Genomic DNA, 24,828 nt, shown 5'->3' on the forward strand with positions numbered 1-24,828 from the left:
ATTAAAGCCTATTTGAACTGGCATCGACAACTGCATTTACAGTTTTGGTTAGTGGTATTTCATGATTTTGCCTATTGTTCGCCGTGAGGTTACCGGCGCCTCGCTTAGTTCCGACTTACATCCTGTTATCGATAGAATTTATCGCGGTCGTAATATTGCGAATTTAGATGACTTGGAGAATGGTCTAAAAGGACTAACCCATTTCAATGTCTTGAAGGGCATGCCGCAGGCCGCGCAAATTCTCGCTGATGCTGTTGTACAAAATAAACGTATTATTATTGTGGGCGATTTTGATGCCGACGGAGCAACCAGTACATCGGTATGCATATTGGCGCTTCGAGCCATGGGCTATCACAACGTTGATTTTCTTGTACCTAACCGCTTTGACTTCGGTTACGGACTTAGCGTGCCTATTGTGGATGAAGCTGCCAAACAGGGGGCAGAGGTTATTGTCACAGTGGACAATGGCATTTCCTGTATTGACGGTGTAACCCATGCAAAGTCGTTGGGAATGCAGGTTGTTGTTACCGATCACCATTTGCCAGGCGATGTTCTACCTCCTGCTGATGCGATAGTAAATCCTAACCAACCTGGCTGTGAATTCCCTTCTAAAAATTTGGCTGGGGTTGGCGTTGCCTTTTACATCATGCTAGCACTTAAAGCCGAGTTACAGCAGCAAGGGCATTTTGAAAAAGCGGGAGTAGCGCCACCAAATCTAGCGTCGCTACTTGATATTGTTGCGGTTGGCACCGTGGCCGATGTAGTAGTGCTTGATAAAAACAACCGAATTTTAGTTCATCAAGGCCTTCAGCGGATTCGGGCAGGTAAGTGTCGACCTGGCATTAAAGCATTGGTCGAAGTAGCGAATCGCGATTGCGCTCACTTAACCTCAACTGACTTAGGCTTTGTGGTTGGGCCAAGGCTTAATGCCGCGGGTCGATTAGACGATATGTCCCAAGGCATTGCGTGCTTATTAGAAGATGAAACCATTCAAGCGCGAATGATCGCTGCGGAACTCGATGCGCTTAATAAAGAACGCCGTGAGATTGAGACCGGCATGAAAGCACAAGCGGAAACCGTACTAGAGCAAATGGCGCTGAATGAAGGCGATATGCCAAGCGCACTGGTGGTTTATCGCGAAGACTTTCACCAAGGGGTTATTGGTATTGTAGCAGGGCGTTTGAAAGAGAAGTACCTTAAGCCTGTTATCGCTTTTGCCCATCAAGACGACGAGATCATTAAAGGTTCGGCACGCTCAATTCCTGGCGTGCACATACGCGATGTACTTGATGAAGTTAATACGCGCTACCCTGGCGTTATCGAAAAATTCGGCGGGCATGCCATGGCCGCTGGATTAAGCTTGCCCGTAGCTAAGCTTCAAGACTTCGAGCAGGCTTTTGTTGATATTGCACGAGCGCACATGGCAAAGCTTGACGGAAATCATGCTTTACTTTCCGACGGTGACTTGTCGTCGGAAGAGCTGTGTTTACCCTTTGCGCATTTATTACGTCAAGCAGGTCCGTTTGGTCAGGGCTTTGAATCACCGCTATTCGATGGTGAATTTGCATTGCTTGACCAGCGCTTAGTTGGCCAAAAGCACTTAAAAATGGTGTTAAAAAGTGACGGTGCTAACGAGGTCGATGCTATTGCGTTTAACGTTGATTTAAAATCATGGCCGAATGCCATGGTCAAACGCGTGCATATTGCCTATCGACTTGATATCAACGTATTTCGCGGTCAAGAAACCGTGCAACTTATTGTCGAGCAAATAGAAGCGCGTTAGCAGGAGCAAGTTCACACGCAGACGGATGGCCAGTAAGCCTGACGAGCAATAAACGTAAAGTTGTGGAAAGAAGGGGCAAAGGTGAAAAGCGAAAGACAAAAGCTGGTGGATAAGCATAGTCAGCTGAATCAAACCGACAATGCAAAAGTGATTTCCCACGTTCAGCGAGAAGAGAAAGACAGCGACTGGATTCGCCACACCATTATGCTAGAAGGTATTGATGTCCCTTTTATCTATCGGCGTAAACAGCAATACCAAAGCTTAAAAGGCGCGCGAGTGAACGTAACCTACTATCGCCACGTTGAAGAGGTGGCTGGCATTGAGTTTGAAACCATGAAAGTGGTACGAATTAAGCGCAGCTGATATTAACGTTGCCACAGGCACCACTTCACAACAATTAACACACAGTGAGCAACAATGAATAATGAATGGTTAAATGCCTATGTACTGCATAGACGCCCTTACAGGGAGACCAGCTATATTGTTGACTTTTTTACCCTAGAAGAAGGGCGTGTTAGTGCGGTAGCGAAAGGGGTGAAGAATAGTAAATCTGACAAGAAAAGCCTGCTTCAACCTTTTCAGCATCTTCGTTTACAGTTAAGCGGAAAGTCAGAGTTAAAAAACTTACGTCACGTTGAAAGCGTTTCGCCTTCCATCAACCTTGTGGGCACGGCGTTATTTTGCGCAATGTACGTTAACGAGCTAACTAATCGCGTTATGCCAGCAGGACTTGCCAGCGATGGCGTTCACAACGCTTATGAAAATGCGCTGCTGTCCCTTCGTGATAATAGCGATATAGAAGTGACCTTGCGACAGTTCGAATTTGCACTACTTGATGAAATGGGGCTGTTGCCCGATTTTACTACCGACGTCGAATACGAAATGCCTATAGAAGAAAGTGGTAGCTACCACTTTCAGATAGACGCGGGCTTTGTGCGCCTGCCTGACGATATGGCGGGAACCCGCGGAATGCGAGGCTTTCCCGGACAAGCGCTGCTTAGCTTGTCACAGGGGGAATTTACGCCGCTCAGTAAAAAGGTGGCTAAGGTGCTTTGCCGGGACTTGCTGAAACCGCTAATTGGTGACAAGCCACTTAAAAGCCGCGAGCTTTTTATGCCCAGGCCGCGGTAATAGCATTAAATTATTTTCTCTTAACTCAAACGCTTAATAAGCACGTTCTACAAAAAAATTTGCTACAATTGCGACTTTCCTTAAAAGGGTATTTTTACCCTTAAAGCAACGTATTAAACAGGAAGAGCTGGTCTCTTCTATCGCTCTTACAGGTTAGGTGGTGAAATGAGCACGATTTTATTAGGCGTTAACATCGACCATATCGCAACGCTACGCAATGCGCGCGGTACACATTATCCAGATCCAGTACATGCAGCGGATATTGCAGAGCGTGCAGGTGCAGACGGCATAACGGTTCATTTACGTGAAGACCGCCGCCATATTAAAGACCGCGATGTGCGCATTTTAGCGCAGACGATCAATACTCGACTCAATCTGGAAATGGCAGTAACTGATGAAATGCTGGCAATTGCCGAAGAAGTGAAGCCTGTTTTTTGTTGCTTAGTACCAGAAAAGCGCGAAGAGCTGACTACCGAAGGTGGTCTTGATGTAGCAGGGAATTTTGAAAACATCAAAGCGGCGTGCGAGCGACTCGCTAATGCGAACATTTTGGTGTCGTTGTTCATTGATGCCGACAAAGCGCAAATTGACGCGGCAGCAGCATGTAACGCTCCTTACATCGAAATTCATACAGGCCAATATGCAGAAGCCACCAGCGAAGAAGAGCAGCATAAAGAGCTAGCGCGTTTAGTTGAAGGTATCGAGTACGCCGATAGCTTAGGGCTTAAAGTGAATGCCGGTCATGGCTTGCACTATCACAATGTTAAGCCTATTGCGGCTATACCTCAGTTAATCGAACTTAATATTGGCCACGCTATCATTGCTCGCGCCGCGTTTGACGGCCTTCACACGGCTGTTGCTGATATGCGCAAGCTAATGCTTGAAGCGCGAGCGGGCATTTAACCTTAGATTCAAAAGGGTGTAGATAACGTGGCGATTGCAGGGCTAGGTACTGACATTGTAGAGATAGCGCGACTTGGTAAAGGCGATGGCGCTAATGAACGCTTAGCGAAGCGAGTACTTACGCCTGCCGAGTGGCAGCAGTTCAGCGAACACGGTACGCCAGTCCGCTTCTTAGCCAAACGTTTTGCCGCCAAGGAAGCGGCAGTGAAGGCCCTTGGTACAGGGATTGGAAACGGGATCAGCTGGCAGCATATAGAAGTGCGCAATAACGATTTAGGTGCGCCAGAGCTTCATTTTTCTGGCGAGTTTGCTGCAATGTGCAAAAACCGAGGTATTACGCGAAGCGTGGTCAGTATTTCAGATGAGCAGCATTATGCTGTCGCCACCGTTATACTAGAGTCTGAATAGAGCAACTGTCCCTAACCCACGTGGGCGACTTCTATTTGGTGAGCGCGCGCAAAAATCTCTACTAACATCAAACCACGTAAAGCAAGTAACCGGAGTCACACTTGGCAAACCTTTTTAAACAATCTCGTAGCAAGCAAAAAGGCAAAACGTCGCTTACTGAGCGTGGCGCTTCAAAAAAAGGGAATGCCAGAGCCAACGCGCAGGTCGCAGGACTTCGATTTGGGAAAAGCAAAAAAGCAGCGGATACCAGTGAAAGTCAAAAGCCTAACACGGTCACCATTGAAGATTTGGACTGGATGGGTAATGGCGTAGTGCGCGGCAATCCGATGGTATTTGTTGAAGGTGCCCTTGTAGGAGAAACCTGCGACATAGAGGTGGTATCTAGCAAAAAGAAAGTCATTAACGCCAGGGCGACAAACATTCACTCGCCAAGTGATGAAAGGCAAGCGCCTTTTTGCCCTGTGTTTGATGTATGTGGTGGGTGTCAGCTACAGCACATAAAGCCTGACTCTGCGCTTGAGCAACGTGACCGTGCTCTTAAAGTGATGATGGAACGTCACCTTGCAATGAAGCCACAAGTTTGGCAAGCACCTTTAGCAGGGCCTCGCCCTCAATATCGCAGAAAAGCAAGGTTGGCTATAGATGCCCGCAACCCCAATCAAATTAAGTTGGGCTTTCGTGAAGCAAATAGCAGTAACGTTATCAATGTAGAAACCTGCCCAATACTGGTCGACCCACTATCTAAACTTATTGGCCCTTTACGGGATGCGCTTTCAGGGTTCGAGTCAGCGCGTCATATTGGGCATATCAGCCTTATTGCTGGCGATAACACCTCGCACCTTGTTATTAAACACACCAAAGCCCTTGAAGCTGAGCTGATTGATGCAGTGAGCGAATTGGTGAACACGAGTTCATCGGTTGGTGACTACGGTATTGAATTAAAGCTTGAAAATAAGCAGGGGCAAATTCGCAGTGTGGGTCGTGGTACTGATATGGTTATGAACACGGTAAGTGGCTGCTCAATTTCACCCAGTGCCAACGATTTTGTTCAAATAAATAAAGCGGTTAACGAAAAAATGATTAATCAGGCAATAGGTTGGCTAAACCCAAAGCCCAACGAGCGTATTGCTGATTGGTTTAGCGGGCTGGGCAATTTTACTTTACCTATTGCTAAGTTAGGTGCAGAGGTTCAGGCGGTAGAGGGTGTGGCAGAGATGGTGCGCCGCGCCAAAGACAATGCACAGCAACAGGGCATTGAAAATGTAGAGTGGCTGCATTTGGATTTGGCCGATAAGACCAACGTCGAGGCTTCATTACAGCAGGACTTTGATAAGGTATTACTAGACCCTTCAAGAGAAGGGGCGTTGACCGTTTGTCATGCGCTTGTAAAAGCACTACCAAAAACGATAGTGTATGTTTCTTGCAACCCAAGTACGTTTTCTAGAGACGCAAAGGTGTTGATAGACGGAGGTTATGAAATGGAAAAAGCGGGCGTAGCAGAAATGTTCCCCTTCACCCATCACATGGAAATGATGGCCTTGTTTACGCGAAAGCAGCAGTAACGAGTAAAGGATATGGTATCGACAAGAAAGGTCCACCAAGCCGACCGACCACCCTTTGAAGCGTGGTTAGATAGCCTTGAGTTAAGTGTAGAAACAAAAGAAAAACTAAGTGCAGTGTCATCTATTCCCGAGCGACTGTTGGTTGGTCAGGAAATGGTTGAGATTTTGTGTCAGCTCAATATGGATGACGCAACGCTTCAGGCAGCCTTGGTTTTTCCATATTGCGAACAGCACGCCTTAAGTGAAGACGATATTTATGAAGAATTCGGCGGGGAAATACGCGACCTGATCGTTGGCGTGCGCCGAATGGATGCTATCAAGTCGTTACATGCGCGTAAAGTAAAAGGCTCTGGCTTTGCCGAAAAGTCGGACGAACAGCACATAGACAGTATTCGTCGTATGCTGCTGGCGATGGTAGAAGATGTGCGTGCCGTTGTGATCAAAATGGCAGAACGCATTTGTGCATTGCAGCAGGTTAAGAAAGCCGATGAAGAAACCCGCGTTATGGTGGCCCGCGAGTGCGCTAGCATCTATGCGCCATTGGCAAACCGTTTGGGCATTGGTCAGTTAAAGTGGGAGCTTGAAGACCTTGCGTTTCGCTATCTACACCCCATCACCTACAAGCAAATAGCTCATCAGCTTGACGGCAAGCGCCGAGAGCGTGCCGAGTACATAGAAACCATAGTAGGCGACTTGCAAGGCTTGCTTGATAGCGAAGAAATTCGCGCAGAGGTTTACGGCCGTCCTAAGCACATATTCAGCATTTGGAAAAAAATGCAGAAAAAGCGCCTTACGTTTGAGCAGCTTTTTGATATTCGTGCGGTGCGTATTATTGCCGAGCGACTTCAAGACTGTTACGCCGCGCTTGGTACGGTTCACGCCAGCTATAAGCACTTACCTAACGAGTTCGACGACTATATCGCAACCCCCAAACCTAACGGTTACCAGTCTATTCACACGGTTATCGTGGGGCCAGAAGGGAAGTCGGTTGAGATTCAAATTCGCACGCAGAAAATGCATCAGGATGCAGAACTGGGTGTGGCTGCACACTGGAAATATAAAGAGGGTAGCACGGGCAAGCAGTCAGGCTATGACGAGCGCATAAACTGGCTTCGCCGCATACTTGCGTGGCAAGAGGAAGTGGCCGAATCTGGCGATTTGGTTGAAGAGCTTCGCAGTCAGGTGTTTGACGATAGGGTGTACGTGTTTACACCCAAAGGCGATGTTATTGACCTTCCCCAAGGCGCTACGCCGCTTGATTTTGCTTACTACATCCACAGTAACGTGGGCCACCGCTGCATTGGCGCAAAAGTGAATGGGCGAATAGTCCCTTTCACTTATTTATTGCAAAGTGGCGATCAGATAGAAGTACTCACCGGAAAAGAGCCAAACCCAAGTCGCGACTGGATGCACCCAGGTCTTGGCTATGTGCATTCATCACGGGCGCGTGCCACTATCCATTCCTTCTTTAAAAAGCAGGACAGAGACAAAAACCTGGCTGCCGGTAAAGAGCTGCTAGAACGCGAACTTCAGCGTGCCCACTTTCCTGCCAAAGTACCTAATGAGGCATTTGAGAAGTTTAACTTACAAACCCTCGATGACTTGTACACTGCGGTAGGTGCCGGTGATGTGCGCGTTATGCAGGTGATTAACTTTATTCATCACTTGCAGGAGCCGCCAGCTCCAGAACCCGAAATTAGTCCTAAGGTTAAAACGCGCAAAACTGCGGCCGGATCAGGCAAAAAAGATGCAGTGGTGGTGCAGGGCGTGGGTCACTTAATGAGCCAGCTGGCGAACTGCTGTAAGCCGGTTCCCGGCGAAGCGATTTTAGGCTATATCACACAAGGCCGTGGTGTAAGCGTTCATAAAGAAAGCTGCGACCAGCTGCAACACTTGTTGTCACAGCACCCTGAGCGTCAGATAGAAGTGAATTGGTCACAAGAGCTTAAAGTAGGTTTTGAGACGGGTATTGATATATTTTGTCACGATAGAACTGGCCTGTTGCGCGATATTACTACGGTATTGGCGAATGAAAACGTGCCTCTTCTAGGCGTGAACAGCCTAAGTGATAAAAATAGACAGACGGCGCTTATCACTATTTCGATAGAGGTTCAGGACCTCGATACGGTGTCTAAAGTGTTAACCCGATTGCGACAGCTTAAAGGCGTGACCGATGCAAAACGCAAACAAAGCTAAGCTTAGCGAAATGCAGCGGCTGCTTAAAATTATGGCGCAGCTGCGCGACCCGCAATCTGGGTGCCCGTGGGATGTAAAACAAACCATGGAAAGTCTAACTCGCTACACCATAGAAGAAGCCTACGAAGTGGCCGATGCTATTGCCAATGGTGATATGCACGACATTAAAGATGAGTTGGGTGATTTGCTGTTTCAAGTGGTGTTCTACGCACAGATAGCCAGTGAATCGCGTGCATTTTCTTTTGACGATGTGGCGAAAAGCATTAGTGATAAGCTCGTGCGTCGCCACCCTCATGTGTTTGCGAACGCGCTTGCATCTGAAGGTGTCAGCGATACAAATGAAAACGTCACGGTCGAACGTACCCTATTGAGTGACAGTGCTTTAAACGCGCAGTGGGATGCTATCAAAGCCCAGGAAAAGCAGCTTAAAAAGCAGCGTTTAAAGCAAGACAGCGAAGCAACAGAAAACAGTATTCTAGATAATGTGCCTAAAGGTATGCCAGCACTTATGTACGCGCAAAAGCTGCAGAAAGCCTGTGCAAAGGTAGGATTTGATTGGTCTGATGCCGCACCTGTCATAGATAAAGTACGTGAGGAAGTGGAAGAGATTCAGCAAGAGCTGGATTTCAAACAGCGAGCACAAGGGGCACTGAAGACTGGTGTTGTACCTTTAAACAGTGGCGTGCCCGACAACCAACAAGCCATTGAAGAAGAAATTGGCGATGCACTTTTTGCCATGGTTAACTTGGCAAGACATTGCAAGGTAGATGCTGATACCGCACTTAGAAACGCCAGTAACAAGTTTGCTAACCGTTTTAAAGGCGTAGAGCGCTTAGCGGCTGAACAGGGCGACAAGCTCGACGCATTGACGCTTGATGAAATGGAAGCGCTGTGGCAGCAGGTCAAGCAGTCGTCTTCTTCCAACATTGAATAAATGGTGTACGCTGTGACCTTAAAACGTTCCCAATTATTAATCTTACCGTCAACTTTGTGAGCTGAAGGTGCGCGGCTAATTTTTGAGTTGCGTTAAGCTTGGCCCGTAAAATTAGACCAATGTAGATGGAAACTTCATTATTTTGGCGTATGGTTATAGAGTAGGTTTGATTTACGACAAGGCAATGTAGATCCACTTTATCTAATATCTGAGTATAAATTTGGCATATTGGAAGGGTGTGTCGCTGGTGTTAAGTCATGACACTTACCAAGGAGTTGGACTGAATTGGGCGTTGGTATTTCATGAAAAAAGTACTGTATTTATCACTCGGGTTGTTTTTTACCCTTCTAGGTATTATTGGCGCATTCTTGCCGGTAATGCCAACAACTGTTTTTTTGATAGGTGCGCTTTTTTGTTTTACTCAATCTTCACCGCGCCTTGAAAGCTGGTTACTTCAACACCCTAAATATGGCCCCAGTCTTGTTGCGTGGCGAAAACATGGTGCAATTTCGAAAAAAGTGAAATGCATAGCGTGTTGCAGTATGTTGGTGAGCTTTATTCTTGTTTGCCTGTTCGCATCAATGCCTATTCCAGCGTACATAGGTATAGCTCTATTTATGGGAATAGGCGCGTACTTTGTTGTTACGCGCCCCAGCATGCCTGCTGTATAATTTCTCTATACAGAATTTACTCACCTTCGGCAGTAGGGCACAGTTTATTCGAACTACATTGCTAAGCGTTAGGTGACAGATATAAAAACCTTTAACGGTTTCTACCCAGTCGCTCGTGACTGCTTACCCATTCGTCTGCGACGACTGCAGAACCCAGCGACAGATCGCCACACAATACGGTCGCAGCGACAATTTCTGCAAACTTATTTACGCTGCCCCTTTCTGTGCAGCCAAGTACGCTTAAACATTCGTTTTGTGTAGCTAAACCGGTTCCACCACCGTATGTAGCAACGATTAACGATGGAATAGTCACAGAGAAGTAGTAGTCTCCATTTGGCATAATTTCAGCGTAGGTAAACCCCGCAGACGACTCCGCCACATTAGCGACATCTTGCCCGCAAGCGATGAACATGGCGGTAATGCCGTTAGCGAAATGCGCACCATTGTTAACGCTGCCTGCCATCAATGCGCCCATATTTGAATATTGGCGCTGTTTAAACAAAGCCTCTGGCGGGCAATGCATAATCTCCGTCATAAGGTGTTTTGGCAGTGTTATCTCTGCTACAACGCGCTTTCCGCGGGTATGCAGCGAGTTTAAGTGAGAGTGCTTTTTATCGGTATCAAGATTAGCGGCAAGTACAAAGTGCTCGATAGGACGTGGGTAGTTCGCTTGTATCCACTCACAACCTGCTTTAGTGGCTTTGCTTACCATGTTCTGACCAGCCGCATCGCCGCAGGTGAAATTGAATCTTAGCCAGCGAAGCTTAGACGCAGCGTACTGCTCGATATCCCTTAGTTTGCCCACGCTGGTGGTGTTATCACTGACGCGTTTGATGGCTTCAAAGTTGTGCTCAACCCATTTGCCAAATTCGAGGGCGTCTCTTGCGTTAGAAAACGCGAACATAGGCGCTCGCTGCATAGCATCGTCAATAACGGTGGTCGTTATACCGCCTGCTTCTCTTGTTAGACGCATGCCTCTGCTGTAGCTGGCTGTTAGTGTACCCTCTGTTGTGGCCATTGGAACGTAGAACTCGCCTTTAGCGTGCTCTCCGTTCACTAGCATCGGGCCTGCAAAGCCGATAGGAACCTGTGCGACACCGGCGAAGTTTTCTATGTTTCCCGACAATGTTTCAGGCGGGATAGAATAGTGTCCTAAGTGATTTAGCTGAGTGCCGGTTTCGCGCGCAATAAACTCGCGGCGTGTTCGGCTCATCTCTTGGGTATAGTCGTTGTCTGAGGAACGTGGGATTTTAGGCATTGGGCCACTCCTTTTTTCTTTCATAATAGGAGTGCTGATACCGAATGAGAACTGTTTACAATTTATACATGAGGATAAGTGCCACCTATGTATGCGCTTTTTATGTAGAAAGGCGTTAAATACACCTTTCTACACGCAAAAAGCGGGGATGTTGCTTATTTCGAACTCATAAGCGACGCGCGATAGCCCCGCAAAGAAGCAAATGATACTATGCTTTTTTATCCAATTTTGCCTGAAGTATAGCAATCTCTTCTCTGCGTTTTTTATCGGCTAGAGGGCGGTTGGTTTTTTCAGGCGCGTTTTGAGCACGGATTAAAAACCCTTGGGCTTCTTCGTATTCACCATCGTCGAAAAGAAACTCAGCATAAAAGAAGTTTTGGTCCATACCATCTGGGTTAATTTCCAATGCACGCTTAAATAATTGTTTTGCCTTCTTATCGCTTCCAAAGCTAACTGGCCAGCCTGGTACTTTATGATAAAGTGCCGCTAATACAGTGAGTGCCGTCCCCTCTAATACCGCTTCCTCTTTTTCAATGGCACGTTCTAAATTTTCCTTCGCACTTTCAGCAAAGTCCAGGGCACCTAAACCGCCTTTCGCACTTGCAGTACTTGATTGAGAGATAGCTAGCCAGGTCAGTGCTTCAGCGCTATTTTCTGATTGCTCGACTAACACTTTCGCCTGCGCTATCAATGTAGAAAATGCCTCTAATTGGGCTTCACCTTCAAGCTTATAGTTCGCTTTTGCCCACGCGTGTTGTAACGGTAGTAAATCAGGGGTGCTTGCATGAACCGTAGATATCGACAACGTAGTAATAAGGATGAATAGAAAAGGAGAGAAGAAATTCTTTTTCTGCATGAAAAGTCGCCTTTATAAGATAGAGGTAGTTAGGAATAAACGAGATAACTCGACAAAATTGTTAGTAATTTCATGAATTATCGTTGAATCGGCGGCTAATCTAACGGTATTTGTAGCGAAAATCTAATACTTGTTGAAAATGGAAAGGCAATAAGAGCATTGCCTTTCCCTGTATACCTTTAGGGTGACTAACTTTTTCTCGCTATTTTCGCTTCCAATAAAGCGATCTCTCTTTTGCGACCTGAATCTGCAATAGGACGATCTGCGCGCGCTGGGGCGTCGAGCGCTTTCTTGGCAAACTTGAGCGCTTGCTCGTACTTTCCATTATCGAACAAGAACTCGGCGTAGAAATAGTTGGGGTCTATCCCGTCAGGGTTTATTTCAAGTGCATGCTTCAGCAATTTCTCAGCTTTTTTGTCGTTACCAAAGCTAATAGGCCAACCCGGAAGCTTATGGTACAGCACGCCCAGACTGGTCATCGCTGAGCCCGAGAGTGCATTTTCATCTAGTCGCATTGCATGTTCGAAACTCTTACGCGCATCCTTTGCGTAGTCCAGAGCACCAAGCCCCCCTTTGGCACCGGCTGTACTGGATTGAATTATGCCTTGCCAAATCAATAACTCAGGGTTATTGGGTTCTTCCTTTACGAAAGATTTAGCGGTATTAATAAGGGCGACGAATGCTTTTTCCTTTTCTGCATCATCAAGTTCATAGTTAATATGTGCCCATTGATGCTGAAGTATCTTTAAAGGGCTGGTAGCCGTTTCGCTTAAGGCTGATGTCGGCGCTGTACTTTCTGTGACTTCGTTAGCTTGAGCTATAGCAGTGTGACTTAATGCCAGACCGAGTCCCAGAATTACCGTGGTGCTAAGCGTGGTTAATTTCTTCATGATAATGTCCTCGTGTTAAACCAGCTTGTTACCCAGACGGGTTTCGTTTTGAGCGCTGGTCTGTTTGTCTTGTGATCGCGTTTTTTGAAAGGCATAGCGTTTAATTGTTGGAAGTTTCTTTGCCAACGCATTGTCAACAACACTGGGAACTAGCGCGTTAAGCTTGGCAAAAAAGCGTTCAGCATGTCCTAGCGCGACCCTTGGCAAATTGTTTTCTAACTGTTTAATGAATGCTTGTGCTACTGCATCAGGCTCGTCTGTCTGGTTGCCCAATGCCTCATTTAGCGCATTAGCGCGATCGTCATTTATATCGGTACGCGTTGCGCGTGGCGCTAGATAGTGAAATTTAATTTTGCTATCGCTGAATTCTCTGTGCATCGCTTCCGTCCAGCCTTTCAAAGCGAATTTAGTTGCGCAGTAGGTTCCGTGCGCAGCAAAACCTATGCTTCCAAAAGCTGAGCCTACATTCACGACGTGCGCAGACGGTCTACGTTCGAGTATCGGCAGTAGGCGTTGAGTTAGTAGCATCGGAGCCAGCATATTTGTCGACACAATTGACTCGATAGGGGTGCCCTCAAACTCGCCCACATAGGTAATGCCAGCATTGTTAACCAGAATACTTAAAGGAAGTCGTTGGCAGGCACTTACTACTCTATCTCTGCCTTCATCTGACGTAATGTCAGCCACAATGGCAGTATGATGAAGGGTTAAATTTTGTTGCAGCTGTTCAAGCTTCGCCTTACTTCTGCCAGTTAGGATAATGTGCGCGCCTTTTTCATCAAGCGCCTTGGCTATTGCTTGACCAATACCGCCAGTTGCACCTGTAAGAAGTACCACTTGATTACGCCACTGAATATTCATTGTATTTACCTTAACGTGTTATCAATTTACCTCGGGGGATAAGCACCAGAGGTAAACCCTTGAATTAAGCAACCTGTTCCAGGCCGTGTTCAGGTGTTAATTCGCGAAAGATATCTCCGTATAAGCGATAAAACATGTTCGCGCTGTGAATGATCATTTGCTGCTCTTTGGGGTCAGTAATTTTGTTCATAAGCCCTTCAAAGAAAACAATGTGCTCTTGGTCTAGCGCACCGTGAGAGGTAAGGTATTTAAACGCTGATTTAGGCAGAGATAACTTGTCTTTGATTTGTTTTGCAGCCGCGTCGGCAAGCGCAATACTTGTGCCCTCTAAAACGAATACCATGCCGAAGAAATACAGTGGGCTTTTGCGTGCTATTGCATCAAAAGCATAGGCAACCATTAATTCGGTGGCGGGTGCAGGCTGACTTATCCTCGCCTGTTCTTTATCAACGCCACAGGCTGCAAGGTCGTTAAGGATCCACTCTTGGTGACCCATTTCTTCTTCAATGTATTCACCAATTGCTTCTCTTAGCCATTCCTTATCTTCGTTGAGTTTGGCACCTGTAGCCATAAGCAGGGGAACAGTAAACTTAACGTGATGATAAGCCTGTTGAAGAAAGGCAATATAGTCGTTTAGGTTAAAATCACCGTTAAAGCAGCGTTGTATAATCGGCGCCTGTAAGAATGACTGTCTGGCATGTTCGGTGTTGCTTTGAAGTTGCTGATAGAAATTCATAAATTATTCCTTGATAACAAATTGAGAAGAAAATGCTGTTGTACTCTGAACGCTGTACTGGTGTTGGTCTTGGCCCTGGTAGAGCATGTCTAAGTCAGTCGCGTAGCGGGCAATTATTGCGTCACGTTTCAGTTTTCCCGTTGGGGTAAGCAGTTGGTTTTCTGGCGTACAAAGACCGATGGTGGCGAAATTAACAACTTGCGCATAGTCAGGTAACTGCTTATTGATAAGCGCCACGGTGCTTTGAATCTGTGTATTAGAAATAGTATTGGAAGCGGGTACGAGGAGCGCGACACAGTAGGGTTTAGCTTCGCAATACACCAAAGCCTGCCTAAACAGTCCTGTTCCCAGTAGTAAAGATTCAATCCACTCTGGCGATACATTTCTGCCAAAGCTGTTCACCATTATGTTTTTTATACGCCCATTCAGCGTAAGTGTGTTGTCAGAAAAAAAGCCTAAATCGCCGGTTCTGACCTGGGTCGGATAAAATGAGGAAGGTTGATTCAGATAGCCCAGAAAGTGGTTGCCTGTAACTACAATTTCACCCTCTTCGATGTGCAGTTGATTATGACCAAGCGTTTTTCCGGCACTGCCCATCGTATTGCAATTGGGCGTGTTCAATGTTGATACTGATACCGCTTCAGATAAGCCATAACCTTCAAATACTGGTAGTCCCTTCGCTTGAGCTTGCGCCAGCAAAGTGGGCGCTACATGTGCACCGCCTACAGCAATGAATATTAGTGATGAAGGTGGTGTCCAGCCCTGATTACATGCCTGTACTAGCACCATTAGCAAGTCGGGCACCAAAATCACAGACGATGGTTGAACGCGGTCTATCAGTGACAGCAGTGCGTTTGGATTGACGAGTTTGCTTCCTTGAAATCCGCGCTCAGATGCTGTGGCTAAATAAACCGTGCCGCCGTGGTACAGAGGGGCGTAAACTCCTGCAATATTTTCAAGTAGGGTAGGCAATGGCAGTAAACACAGGTGGTTCACTATTTCTGGTTGAACAGCGCGCTCAATAGAATGGGCAACTTTCCATTGAGATTCAGTTGACAGGCACACGCCTTTCGGTGAGCCCGTAGAGCCAGAAGTAAAGGTTATTTTATTAGTACCTACAGGTGTGTATACACGAGAGTCATGTTTGAGTGGATGAGCGACAATGTCGTGTTCATTATCAATAACAGTCGGTGACTCACTCCATTCACTTAGTTCACCACCGCGATTGGTCAATAAAAAGTGACACTGGCTCTCATTTAATACATGTTCTTGTTGGGAAGCGGTAAAAAATAGCGGAACGGGGACACAGCAGACGTTAGCCTGTTGGCAGGCTAAATCAGCAATCACCCATGCAAAGCTATTTTCAAAGGCAATGCCCACCCTCTCGGCATTGTGGTTTGTTACCCAGCTTGCGAGGCTCTCGACGGCGCTCAAAAGGGCGCGGTAAGTCATTGAACCGTCTTTGCATTTCAGCGCAACGTCATCGTCGTGCCCGTTTATATACTGATTAAGCAACATACGCTGTTTCCTTTTTTGTGCAGATATTTTGCGTTAACGCATCCACATTTGCGGAAATAAGCTCAATTGCACGTTGGTAATGAGCATTAAGTTCAGGGCAGCCAATTATGTGTTGCGTTACGTGATGTAGCGACAGGGCAGTAACCTGAGGAGCGGTGTCATAATAGGTGCCCCAGTCATCGCTATTCCCTTTAAGTTTTGACGCATCGGCTTTAACAAGGGGGAGGAGTTGAATACCCGCGCCCATGAGTAAAGAGGTGAGCTGTGAGGTCGCACTGAAAACCAGATATTTGCTACCACATCGTTTTAAAACGAAGAACAGGGCAAATAACAAGGGGAGGGTATAGCGCGATGCACTGCTAAAAAGGTTACCAACTTCAGCAATATGCGCTCTGTTTACGGTTATCCCTTGTAAGGTGAGGGCAGTTTCTACCGAAGTGTTAAGGTATTGCTCTATAAAAAGAGAATTATTCTGACCATCATAGGCGGCAAATCTTGCGCCTGCGGCGGCTTTAACTCCCTTAGCGTCAAGAGCAAACAGCATAGGCATAAAGGAAGTCACTCGTGCGTTGTAGCGAGCTTTAAAACCACTCGCTATAAACGCTTCAATACGGCGGCGGGCATTATGTCCATGTTTTGCCGCGATAAAGGTTAAAGCGGGCTTTTCCTTTGAGACAATCGCAGGTTGCTGACTCGCAACCTGGGTTGGAACTGAAGCTAAAACGTGACTCATAAACATGCTCATTGGTTTTGCGATGTTATGAGTATTTACGCGAGACCTTAAGAGAACCTTAAGTGGGAAAAACTTTTACAAATGTCAGTCCAAAATGTTAAGAACGCCCAAGCTAATTAATCGCTTGAGCCGTCATAGCTATTAAAAACTGGGCCGTTAGCCGGTAAATCACAGGTAGCGTTCGCAGCAGTGGCAGGAAGCAATAACCATTCGTCACGGTGGGCTACGCCCAGTGAAGTGGCTTGTGATAAGTCTACACACTGAAATTTGTAGTCACTTGGAACTAACAGAAAGCGTTGACGTATTGGAGGTCTAACCCGCTGGCCTGAAATCTTTGTCTGCTCGCGGGAAGGCTCGGAAGTATCGGTCAACCAAGCCCACGCTGTACCGTTTTCTACTTCTTTCGGAGTATGGTAACCAAAATGAGCCATTTCAAAGGGTGAATAAAGCAAATACTGTTCTTTAAAGCTGACTATCCCTACCTCGAAGGCAGTTGAATCCTTCGTCAACATATTACTTATTTGGCTTTCTGCATTTTGAAGGACTATACGGGGAGTACGGTAGTCGTTTAGCAGCCATGCACCGAATGTGGAAGGAATTACAGTTAAAATGAAAAGCCATGCCAGTAATTGGCGGGCGAGTAATTCTCCATCCCCTGCGTTGCGCTTTTTATTGTAAACATAGTAGACAATATGAGTACAAAGCCCAGCGAAACCGAGTACAAGTAATACAATGCTTAAACGAACAAGGGTTTCGCTGTCGCTGTCAAAGCGCGTCATAAGCTTAACAGCGGTGGGCTCGTGAAAAAGCAGTGCTAAGCCAGCAATCAATAAAACGGCAGAGATTAACGAAGTAACTGCGCGCGCAAAAAGCATCAATCCTCTTGATACAGTCGAATTCGCAAGTACCAGACCTGCAAGCATACTCAACGCAGGCAGTGCCGGTAGCACATAAACACCACGTTTACCTGGGCTGATACTAAAGAAAATGACAACCAATATTACCCATATCAACAAGGATGAGTAAGCGGGGTTGTGAGTAAGTACATTTTTTAACGACTTAGCTTTTGATACAAGTATGGCAATTGGAGTTATCCAAAATACAGGAATAACTTCAACAATATAGTAATACCAGGGCTCTATGTGGTGCCAGGCATTGGCATATCGCTCAGCCGTTTGTTTAAACAAAATGTTCGACAAGTATTGTTGTATTTGAGGCTCTTGTTTTATCAAACCAAGATAAAGCAGAGGTGCAAGCCACATCGCCACAACTGATAGCATGATTAAGGGGCCAAACAACATGCCCAATGACCACTTGCCGCGATGTGAGCCGCTGGTAAATGCGAAAAATGCAATGGGGATAAATAAAAGAACAGGTAAAAAGCCAACGCCTTTGGTTATGATCCCAAGCCCCATAAAGAACCATGCTGCAAAGTACCACCGCCAATTAACATGCACATAAAAGTGCTGAATGAGTCCGTAGACGCCAATCCAAATAAAGCAGGCGACAAGGGCATCTATTTGAGCGAATTTGGCTTGAATAAGAAACTGAGGGCTCAGTAGAAGTACGAGCATACTCAACATTGCCGCTTTTTCATTGGCAAGTCTTAGCGATAGCTTGTAGGTTAACCCCAAAGTGACAAGGCTTGCGATAGCGTTAGGCAGGAGCATAGCCACCTTTAGGCTACCCGTAATAAGGTAAAAGAAGGCAATACACCACATAAACACAGGGGGCTTGTCTGGATAAATTTCGCCACCGCGCATGGGCACAAGCCACTGTCCGCTGTTCACCATCTCTTTTGCGACCAATGCGAATCGAGGCTCATCGGGGGGCCAAGCATCTCTGAAACCCAGACCAACAAATATCAGAGCACAGGCAAAAAAGAACAGGGTAGAGGCATGGCTATTTGAATTAAGCATAAGCCTCACGACGGCTCACTCCTACGAGCAATGCCTGATAAGGATAGAAGTAGAAGAAGGCTAATGATTAAGCCACCAATTTGTAAAGGCTGTTCGAGGGAACTGACAAATCGAGAACCGCTTCCAAGCAAGGTAAATAAAAAAGTTTGAGGCGCAAAGCCGATTGCACTTGCAGCAATAAACGGGACAAACGGAACGCTTAGCACACCTGCGACGGCGTTTGTGATTAGGTTGGAGCCAACAGGGAATAAACGAACAATTAGCACATTGCGAAAACTGCGTTTGGCCAGTTTGTTTTCAACAGGCTTTAATTTTGTACCTAAAAGACGGACGGCAAGTGAGCGCAGAGGGCCATTTGCTAATGCATAGGCTATACATGCTGACAATACCGTTAGCAACAAGGCAATTAATCCTCCCTGCAATGCGCCAAAGCCCACTCCGCAAAAAAAACTGACAGCCTGACGGGGAAAACCCATGGTTAAAAGTACAACACAACCACTCAGTATCATGCACAGCGATTGCCAATTTAAATTTGAAATATAGGCATTCAACCAATCTGTATCATCACCGTGCTTCCATACTTCACCAGTGACCTCAAGCGACACATAGCAGATAAGCGCGATGCTTGCTGCCCCGATGAAAAACTGTATGAAGCTTTTGAGGCGGCGAAGATTAGTCTTCATGACCAATTCCGCTGGCAATGTGATTAAGTTTGTTTCTGTACATTAGCCATCTGACGCCAAGCATATCGATGATCCCTGCCCAGCCACGATTCCACGCTGTGTAATTTGATTTACCTTCTAAGCGCGCGCGATGATTAACCGATACACATACCACTTCTCCCCCAAGCCTTTTAGTTAAAGCGGGAATATATCGGTGCATATGGTCGAAGTAGGGCAAAAGTAAAAAGGTACTTCTTGGGAGGAGTTTCAAGCCACAGCCCGTGTCTGGTGTGTCGTCCTGCAGGATCCACTGGCGAACACGATTGGCAACTTTAGACTGAAATCGCTTCCACGGGGTATCTTTTCGCTTTTTACGATGTCCGATAACGCAGAAGTGCACTGTATTAGTGTCTTTAGCTGCGCGAATAAGTCGCGGTATATCAGCAGGATCGTTTTGCCCATCAGCATCAAGGGTGATGATCCACTTTCCTTTTGCCTGTAAAACGCCGTGAAAAACCGAAGTGCTTTGACCGCAGCTCATAGGGTGGACGATGACACGACAACTTACCGGCAAGGTGCTTGAAAGGTTATGCAGCAAGGCTAGGGAGTCGTCGCTGCTACCGTCATCAACAACAATAATTTCTGTCGTTGTACTTGGAACCACTTCTGCAATTTCTCGTAACAAAGCAGAAAGGTTTTTGGCTTCATTTTTAGCAGGTAAAACAACACTGACGTCAAACTGGTGCATAAGAATATTTGGTAAATCATCGAATGACGTGCACTTTAAATGTTGAACCTTAAGGAAAGCTTAAGTTAGGCGCTAAAGTACAAACTTGCATTAAAATTCGTATTCCAAGGACATGCGAAGTGTGTGATCTTTACTGTCACCATTTAGTCCAGCAATAAAGCCCAGTTCCCATTTTAACTGCTTCTGTCGGTCAAAGCGTTTTATACCCATGAATGCTGGACCAACCCCGATAAAGTCCTCTGCTACATACACTTCCAATCCAGGTTGTACTTCAGGGATCCAGCGATACCTAAACTTGGCTTTAAATTCGCTTTCCCATTCATTCTCAACAGTTTGACCCCACTCGTACACCAAGCTAACGTTAGTTGTTAAACTGAATTGGCCAAATTCTTTTTCTGTTAATATCCCCGCTTTAACTTCCCAGTCATCGGTATTGTGCTGCTTTTCCAGCTCAAACAGCGTTGCCCAATCAGCCCAGTATCGCCCTTGTTCAGTCATCATCCAGCGTAACTCTACTTCGTAGCTTTCTAAGCCAAAATCTTCATTTTCATCCCGCGCACCGACAAGGTATGTCTCGAGGATCATAAATTCTGAAAGTGCATGGCCGAATGAGAAGCGTTGCATTAAAACATTGCCATCGTCATTTTGTCTTGAGGTAAGTCGCCACTCAAACTCACGTTCAAAGGGTAATACATAAGGGTGATAAACCTTATCTACGGTAAAATTATCTGCATAACCGTTACTTGAAAACACGGCGCATAATGCGATAGCAGTAAGGAGAAAACGTCTCACTGTGCGACCTCCTGAATTTCATCAGAGAATCTCTTTTTTGAAGAAAAGAAAGCAATTAAATTAGGCACGATAAGTGCGAAGAAAAACACCAATAAATAGCTCGTCGAGGGCGTAGCCTCATAGCCAACGAGAGAATTCAGAAGATGACCATATTCGCTATTGTCGCTAATTATTGTGCTGCTATCCCATAGCTGCCTTGGCGATGGGAAGGTGTCAGTTTGTTCCAATAGTAATGCGATATTAGCGGTTTGAGCTGCCACAAATGTGGTTGCAAAAAAGTATGTTGCTCGCTTGCTAACAAAATGGGTGAGCAAAATATTAAGTAGAATCGCGATGCTAATACTTATACCCAGACCAATAATAGTGCCCAAGAGCAATAACGTACTATCACTATTACGTGATAACTCGGAAACAAAATAAACTAAAAAGTGCAGCGAATTGGGTAAGCCAATACCTATTACTAGCAGGGTGAGGCCTAGACTGAACCTATTTGAGATACGTGACGGCAAAAGTACAACAAGGCACATACCCAACCACGCAATAAAAAACAGTATTGATTTGAGATACTCAAATCCGGCACCTTCTGATAGCTGCGATACCAGTCCTAGCTTGGGGTAGGTAAATACAGCGAGCAATACCAGCAGCAACACCCGCCACGCAACGGCAAGCGTAGACACACGCGGCAGCGCCAGCAATACACTAATGAGCAGGAATATGGGCAAGGTGTCACGCAAGAAGAGAACGACAGTATTAATTAGCATCCAGCATGTCCTCTTTGTTTTTAACTATTACCTTTCCTACGGCGCTATTAGGATGAAACTCGCCAAAAAAAGGATACTCACCGGCTTTTAATGGGCCAATAAAGATGGTCCCTCGGCTTTTCGCAAATATCACTTTTTCTCTGTTCAACGAAAAGCTATCTATTTCTTCGGGAGTATCATCGAAATTGACAAAGGTTAGCTTTACTTTTTGCCCTGCAGGCACAATCACTTCCTGAGGAAAGAATAAGTGCTCTTTAATTTCCACCACCACTTCAGGTAAGGCGAACGCAAGGGGCGTATAAAATGCACAAAGGGCTGAAAAGCAGAATAAAGAAATCTTAGAGTATGTAGTCATTGGAAAATGCCACCCTAACTTCTAATCCCCCGAGCGAACTTTCATCTAAAGAGAGCTCAGCCCCGTGTAATACAACGATTTGTTCTACAATGGCTAGCCCCAAGCCGCTTCCCGAGTGAGGGGAGCTGTTAGATGCTCTTTTGAACCGGTTTAGCACGACAGCGCGCTGGTCAGCAGGGATGCCTGGCCCAGAATCGCATACGCTTAAAATAAGCTCGTCTTTCCGTCGTTCAATCCTAATTATTATTTGTGCACCGCTAGGCGAGTATTTACTCGCATTGCTCACTAAGTTCTGAAGCAAGGTGTAAAGGACAAATTGAGAACTTAGCAACCAGGCCTCTTCTCCTTCCAGTGCTATCTCTTGGTTTTTATTTTCAATAGCGCCGTATAGGTCACTAATTACCTCTTGCGCGACCACGTGCACATTTACAGGTTCTCGCTGTTCTGCAAACGTTTCTGGGCTGGTGCGAGTAAGCAAAAGGAATTGATTTACCGCGTGGATCATTCTGTCAGTGTCTGCTTTGAGCGGAGCTAACACGTGGCCTTTTTCACCTAACTCGTTCGCTATATTGTGAATGTTTATTTTCATCACGCTGAGCGGAGTTCTAAGCTCATGCGCTGCGTTTGATGCGAATTGCTGCTCTCGTTCGAACGCTGAATTTAGTCGCGTGAACATAGTGTTTAACGTACTAACAACAGGGCTAAGTTCACTGGGCTCACGGGATAACGCAATGGTAGAAAAATCATTACCCTGTCGGCTGGCAAGGAGTTTTGATAGGTGTTTTAACGGCGATAGTCCCCAAGTAATGCCAAAAAAGAGAATGAGTGCAAGAATAGGCACACTAATTATAAAAGGGGTGATGGCGGCTACAGTTAGCGAGTCAGTTAAAGTAAAGCGACTACTTACGGGTTGAGCCACCATATACCAGCTATCATTATTCGGGTTAAACCGGGTATGTACCCGCCAGCGTGTACCCAGTGCGTTTACTTCAGAAAAGCCCTCGGAGAAGCTGGTTAATGGCGTGCTTAACGCATCAGTAGATGAGCTGGCCAGCTTACCTTGTCTCCATACTTGGAAGAAAAGTGTCTGTTGCTGTGTGCGGGTGCCGCTATCTACATATGAGATTGCGCGGGATAGCTCAACTAACTCGTTATCTAACAAGGTATTCGATATACCCAGCGTTGCGCGGTAGCCTTTAAGTGCTGCACTAAATATCACTAAAACAAGCGCGCTGATCAGTGTAAGAATTAGAAAGCGGCGAATTGAAGACAATTCACTCCCCCGATTTTGAAATGCAATAACCGACGCCTCGAATAGTCTTAATAAACTCAGGAGGCATTTTCTTACGCAAATTACTCACGTGTACTTCTATTGTGTTGCTTGACACTTCCTCTCCCCACTCATAAAGTTTATTTTCCAGCTGATCTTTACTCAGTATGCGCCCTGCGTTTTCAATAAGCGCTTTTAGTAGCATGAGTTCACGTCGAGGTAAGTGAACGTTTTGATTGTCGATAGTAAGCGTATGATGGGCAGTATCAAGGCTGACATTCTTAACACTAACAATGGTGTGAGATGCTGTGCTCAGACGACGCTCAAGTACTCTAATCCTAGCTAACAGTTCTTCTATTTCAAATGGTTTAGGTAAGTAGTCGTCGGCGCCTGCATCTAAGCCAGAGATTTTGTCTAGTGTTTTATCCCGTGCAGTTAATATCAACACAGGAAGCGTTGCGTTTTTCTTTCGAATAGATTTTAGTACGTCGAGGCCATCAGTGTCGGGTAAACCCAAGTCAAGAATGACAATGTCACTTTGGCCCGCTCTAAGTGTTGCAAGAGCATCTGCGCCTGAATAAACACAGTCTACCGTGAAGTTGGCATTCTTTAGTGAAAGGGCGAGGGCGTCAGACAACGGCCTATCGTCCTCTACAAGCAGTACACGCATAAAAAACTCATTGATAAAAAAACAAATCAAAACACTAAACGAGAGACCTTAAGAAAACCTTAAGTGCTTAGTGTTTTACTCTGACATCTCTTTTTCGAGCGCGCGTATTGCTAAATCTTTGTATTTGTCCCACCGCGCATAATCTAGTTTGTAAGGTATTGTTGGGTTGCCGAGCTCGTGAATTTTTCTACTTTCAGCATCGGCAAGCATTTCTGCTTTTCTGTGCCCTTCGAAGCTATCGAAGATACGTTCGAGTTCTCCATCATCTAGAATCCTGACAAGACCTAATCTCAATCTATTCGCGAGGGCAGGGTTATCTGGGCTAACAAAAAAGTACTCATAGTTGGGGTATTTTAATAGGTGGAACTGCTCTAAAGAGACATGCTTATCTTTGTGGCGTTCTAAATCGCGGTGTACTTCAATGATATTTCTGGGGAAAGCGTCAACTAGCCCCCTATCTACCATCGAGTACATAGAATGGAACCAAAGGCTCCAATCTTCACCACTTACGTTATAGCCATTTGCTTTAAGTACACTTAAATCTGGCCAGTCTGCGCCTTGAACCATGGTTGATTGCTTTAATGCTTCGCCGGTTTGTTGGGCGAAACTGGACTGCTCAGAAGGGTTAATCACCAATACGCGATAACCTGAATAACCTTTCAGCAGTGGTAACTTAATGGGCAGAAGACGCTGCTCTCGGTTACTGTTGGTGACACTCCACATTACATCCGCATCGCCTTTTAGCAAAGTAACAAGCTGACGACTCTGACTCATAGGATGGGGGTGAGGGGTTAAAGCAACATCACCGTATTCTGGTGTTGCTGCGATAACTGCACTGAGTACAGCTACGTGATAACTTCCATAATCATCATCGGCAAACGCACGTGTATATACTAACTCCTCAGCATTAACACTGGCCATAAGTAGCGTGTGTAGCATCATCATTGAAGCTACGAAGCGAGACATTTTCATTTTGTTTTTATAACGGTTCCAAATATAACGTTTTGACGTTACCTCAAATCGGTTTCTATGTCATCGGCAGATGATGGAATTTTATCCATATTTTTTGTTCTTAGGGGTTCGCATTTCCTTCAATTCCTGTATAATTCGCGCCCTGCCCAGTTACGCCCACCTTTGGGAAGGTGGAAGAATCAGCCGGCTCGAAGGGGTCATTGTGTTGATTTTAAGGTGATTTCTGGTGTTCAGAAATC

Annotated in this window: 25 protein-coding genes; 9 read left to right on the top strand and 16 right to left on the bottom strand. The window is 45.9% G+C overall.

Annotated features, from left to right (window positions below; all coding sequences use genetic code 11):
• Window positions 1-61: 61 nt before the first annotated feature.
• The 9 genes from recJ to MHN09_RS08210 all read left to right on the top strand — a co-directional run bounded on the left by recJ (window position 62) and on the right by MHN09_RS08210 (window position 9,588).
• Window positions 62-1,783 carry a single-stranded-DNA-specific exonuclease RecJ gene (recJ, locus tag MHN09_RS08170; RefSeq protein ID WP_239240119.1) on the top strand — a complete coding sequence of 574 codons (1,722 nt, stop codon included), beginning with the start codon at window positions 62-64 and terminating at the stop codon, window positions 1,781-1,783.
• Window positions 1,784-1,864: 81 nt separating this feature from the next.
• On the top strand, window positions 1,865-2,146 hold the full coding sequence (locus tag MHN09_RS08175; protein WP_014975700.1) for a hypothetical protein: 282 nt from the start codon (window positions 1,865-1,867) through the stop codon (window positions 2,144-2,146).
• Window positions 2,147-2,200: 54 nt separating this feature from the next.
• Window positions 2,201-2,914, top strand: coding sequence for a DNA repair protein RecO (gene recO, locus MHN09_RS08180; RefSeq protein ID WP_239240122.1), 714 nt, complete (start codon window positions 2,201-2,203; stop codon window positions 2,912-2,914).
• A 165-nt stretch (window positions 2,915-3,079) separates the two neighbouring features.
• The gene (gene pdxJ / locus MHN09_RS08185; RefSeq protein WP_014975702.1) at window positions 3,080-3,817 is read left to right on the top strand and encodes a pyridoxine 5'-phosphate synthase; all 738 of its coding nucleotides are present in this window, start codon (window positions 3,080-3,082) and stop codon (window positions 3,815-3,817) included.
• 27 nt (window positions 3,818-3,844) lie between these two features.
• Entirely contained in the window at window positions 3,845-4,225 is a 381-nt protein-coding gene (gene acpS, locus MHN09_RS08190; protein WP_014948318.1) for a holo-ACP synthase, read from the top strand.
• Window positions 4,226-4,326: 101 nt separating this feature from the next.
• Complete coding sequence (gene rlmD, locus MHN09_RS08195) at window positions 4,327-5,787, top strand: 23S rRNA (uracil(1939)-C(5))-methyltransferase RlmD (protein ID WP_239240125.1); 1,461 nt, start codon at window positions 4,327-4,329, stop codon at window positions 5,785-5,787.
• Window positions 5,788-5,799: 12 nt separating this feature from the next.
• The gene (relA, locus tag MHN09_RS08200) at window positions 5,800-7,983 is read left to right on the top strand and encodes a GTP diphosphokinase (RefSeq protein ID WP_239240127.1); all 2,184 of its coding nucleotides are present in this window, start codon (window positions 5,800-5,802) and stop codon (window positions 7,981-7,983) included.
• Window positions 7,961-8,917 (top strand): nucleoside triphosphate pyrophosphohydrolase, encoded by a 957-nt coding sequence (mazG, locus tag MHN09_RS08205; protein WP_049586139.1) that lies wholly within the window; start codon window positions 7,961-7,963, stop codon window positions 8,915-8,917. Before relA ends, mazG begins: the two co-directional genes overlap by 23 nt.
• Window positions 8,918-9,219: 302 nt before the next feature.
• Window positions 9,220-9,588 (top strand): YbaN family protein, encoded by a 369-nt coding sequence (locus MHN09_RS08210; RefSeq protein WP_049586141.1) that lies wholly within the window; start codon window positions 9,220-9,222, stop codon window positions 9,586-9,588.
• 91 nt (window positions 9,589-9,679) lie between these two features.
• Here MHN09_RS08210 and MHN09_RS08215 read toward each other — a convergent pair whose 3' ends face one another.
• The 16 genes from MHN09_RS08215 to MHN09_RS08290 all read right to left on the bottom strand — a co-directional run bounded on the left by MHN09_RS08215 (window position 9,680) and on the right by MHN09_RS08290 (window position 24,589).
• Complete coding sequence (locus tag MHN09_RS08215) at window positions 9,680-10,846, bottom strand: hydroxymethylglutaryl-CoA reductase (RefSeq protein WP_080986381.1); 1,167 nt, start codon at window positions 10,844-10,846, stop codon at window positions 9,680-9,682.
• A 208-nt stretch (window positions 10,847-11,054) separates the two neighbouring features.
• Window positions 11,055-11,702 carry a hypothetical protein gene (locus MHN09_RS08220; protein ID WP_014975709.1) on the bottom strand — a complete coding sequence of 216 codons (648 nt, stop codon included), beginning with the start codon at window positions 11,700-11,702 and terminating at the stop codon, window positions 11,055-11,057.
• A 188-nt stretch (window positions 11,703-11,890) separates the two neighbouring features.
• Window positions 11,891-12,592, bottom strand: a complete 702-nt coding sequence (locus MHN09_RS08225; RefSeq protein WP_014975710.1) for a tetratricopeptide repeat protein — start codon at window positions 12,590-12,592, stop codon at window positions 11,891-11,893.
• A gap of 15 nt (window positions 12,593-12,607) precedes the next feature.
• Window positions 12,608-13,453, bottom strand: a complete 846-nt coding sequence (locus MHN09_RS08230) for an SDR family oxidoreductase (protein WP_239240129.1) — start codon at window positions 13,451-13,453, stop codon at window positions 12,608-12,610.
• 64 nt (window positions 13,454-13,517) lie between these two features.
• Window positions 13,518-14,189 carry an iron-containing redox enzyme family protein gene (locus tag MHN09_RS08235; protein ID WP_014975712.1) on the bottom strand — a complete coding sequence of 224 codons (672 nt, stop codon included), beginning with the start codon at window positions 14,187-14,189 and terminating at the stop codon, window positions 13,518-13,520.
• A 3-nt stretch (window positions 14,190-14,192) separates the two neighbouring features.
• Complete coding sequence (locus tag MHN09_RS08240) at window positions 14,193-15,707, bottom strand: AMP-binding protein (RefSeq protein ID WP_239240131.1); 1,515 nt, start codon at window positions 15,705-15,707, stop codon at window positions 14,193-14,195.
• Window positions 15,697-16,440: a thermostable hemolysin gene (locus tag MHN09_RS08245; protein ID WP_202941150.1), complete on the bottom strand. Its 744-nt coding sequence runs from the start codon at window positions 16,438-16,440 to the stop codon at window positions 15,697-15,699. Before MHN09_RS08245 ends, MHN09_RS08240 begins: the two co-directional genes overlap by 11 nt.
• 116 nt (window positions 16,441-16,556) lie before the next feature.
• Window positions 16,557-18,359, bottom strand: a complete 1,803-nt coding sequence (locus tag MHN09_RS08250) for a glycosyltransferase family 39 protein (RefSeq protein ID WP_232380190.1) — start codon at window positions 18,357-18,359, stop codon at window positions 16,557-16,559.
• A 5-nt stretch (window positions 18,360-18,364) separates the two neighbouring features.
• Entirely contained in the window at window positions 18,365-19,042 is a 678-nt protein-coding gene (locus MHN09_RS08255; RefSeq protein WP_039219683.1) for a VTT domain-containing protein, read from the bottom strand.
• Complete coding sequence (locus MHN09_RS08260; protein WP_239240133.1) at window positions 19,032-19,769, bottom strand: glycosyltransferase family 2 protein; 738 nt, start codon at window positions 19,767-19,769, stop codon at window positions 19,032-19,034. The genes MHN09_RS08255 and MHN09_RS08260 overlap by 11 nt, the downstream gene beginning before the upstream one ends.
• A gap of 90 nt (window positions 19,770-19,859) precedes the next feature.
• Window positions 19,860-20,561 carry a hypothetical protein gene (locus MHN09_RS08265; protein WP_014975717.1) on the bottom strand — a complete coding sequence of 234 codons (702 nt, stop codon included), beginning with the start codon at window positions 20,559-20,561 and terminating at the stop codon, window positions 19,860-19,862.
• Window positions 20,558-21,322, bottom strand: a complete 765-nt coding sequence (locus MHN09_RS08270) for an FTR1 family iron permease (RefSeq protein ID WP_239240135.1) — start codon at window positions 21,320-21,322, stop codon at window positions 20,558-20,560. Before MHN09_RS08270 ends, MHN09_RS08265 begins: the two co-directional genes overlap by 4 nt.
• On the bottom strand, window positions 21,312-21,677 hold the full coding sequence (locus MHN09_RS08275; RefSeq protein ID WP_239240137.1) for a cupredoxin domain-containing protein: 366 nt from the start codon (window positions 21,675-21,677) through the stop codon (window positions 21,312-21,314). The genes MHN09_RS08270 and MHN09_RS08275 overlap by 11 nt, the downstream gene beginning before the upstream one ends.
• On the bottom strand, window positions 21,661-22,950 hold the full coding sequence (locus tag MHN09_RS08280; RefSeq protein WP_239240139.1) for an ATP-binding protein: 1,290 nt from the start codon (window positions 22,948-22,950) through the stop codon (window positions 21,661-21,663). Before MHN09_RS08280 ends, MHN09_RS08275 begins: the two co-directional genes overlap by 17 nt.
• 1 nt (window position 22,951) lies before the next feature.
• A complete protein-coding gene (locus MHN09_RS08285; protein ID WP_239218707.1) occupies window positions 22,952-23,617 on the bottom strand; it encodes a response regulator transcription factor in 666 nt (221 codons plus the stop codon).
• A 75-nt stretch (window positions 23,618-23,692) separates the two neighbouring features.
• The gene (locus MHN09_RS08290) at window positions 23,693-24,589 is read right to left on the bottom strand and encodes a hypothetical protein (RefSeq protein ID WP_342339910.1); all 897 of its coding nucleotides are present in this window, start codon (window positions 24,587-24,589) and stop codon (window positions 23,693-23,695) included.
• Window positions 24,590-24,828: the final 239 nt, after the last annotated feature.

Origin of the sequence: Alteromonas sp. MmMcT2-5 (genome assembly GCF_022348315.1) — a bacterium.
Taxonomy (GTDB): domain Bacteria; phylum Pseudomonadota; class Gammaproteobacteria; order Enterobacterales; family Alteromonadaceae; genus Alteromonas; species Alteromonas macleodii.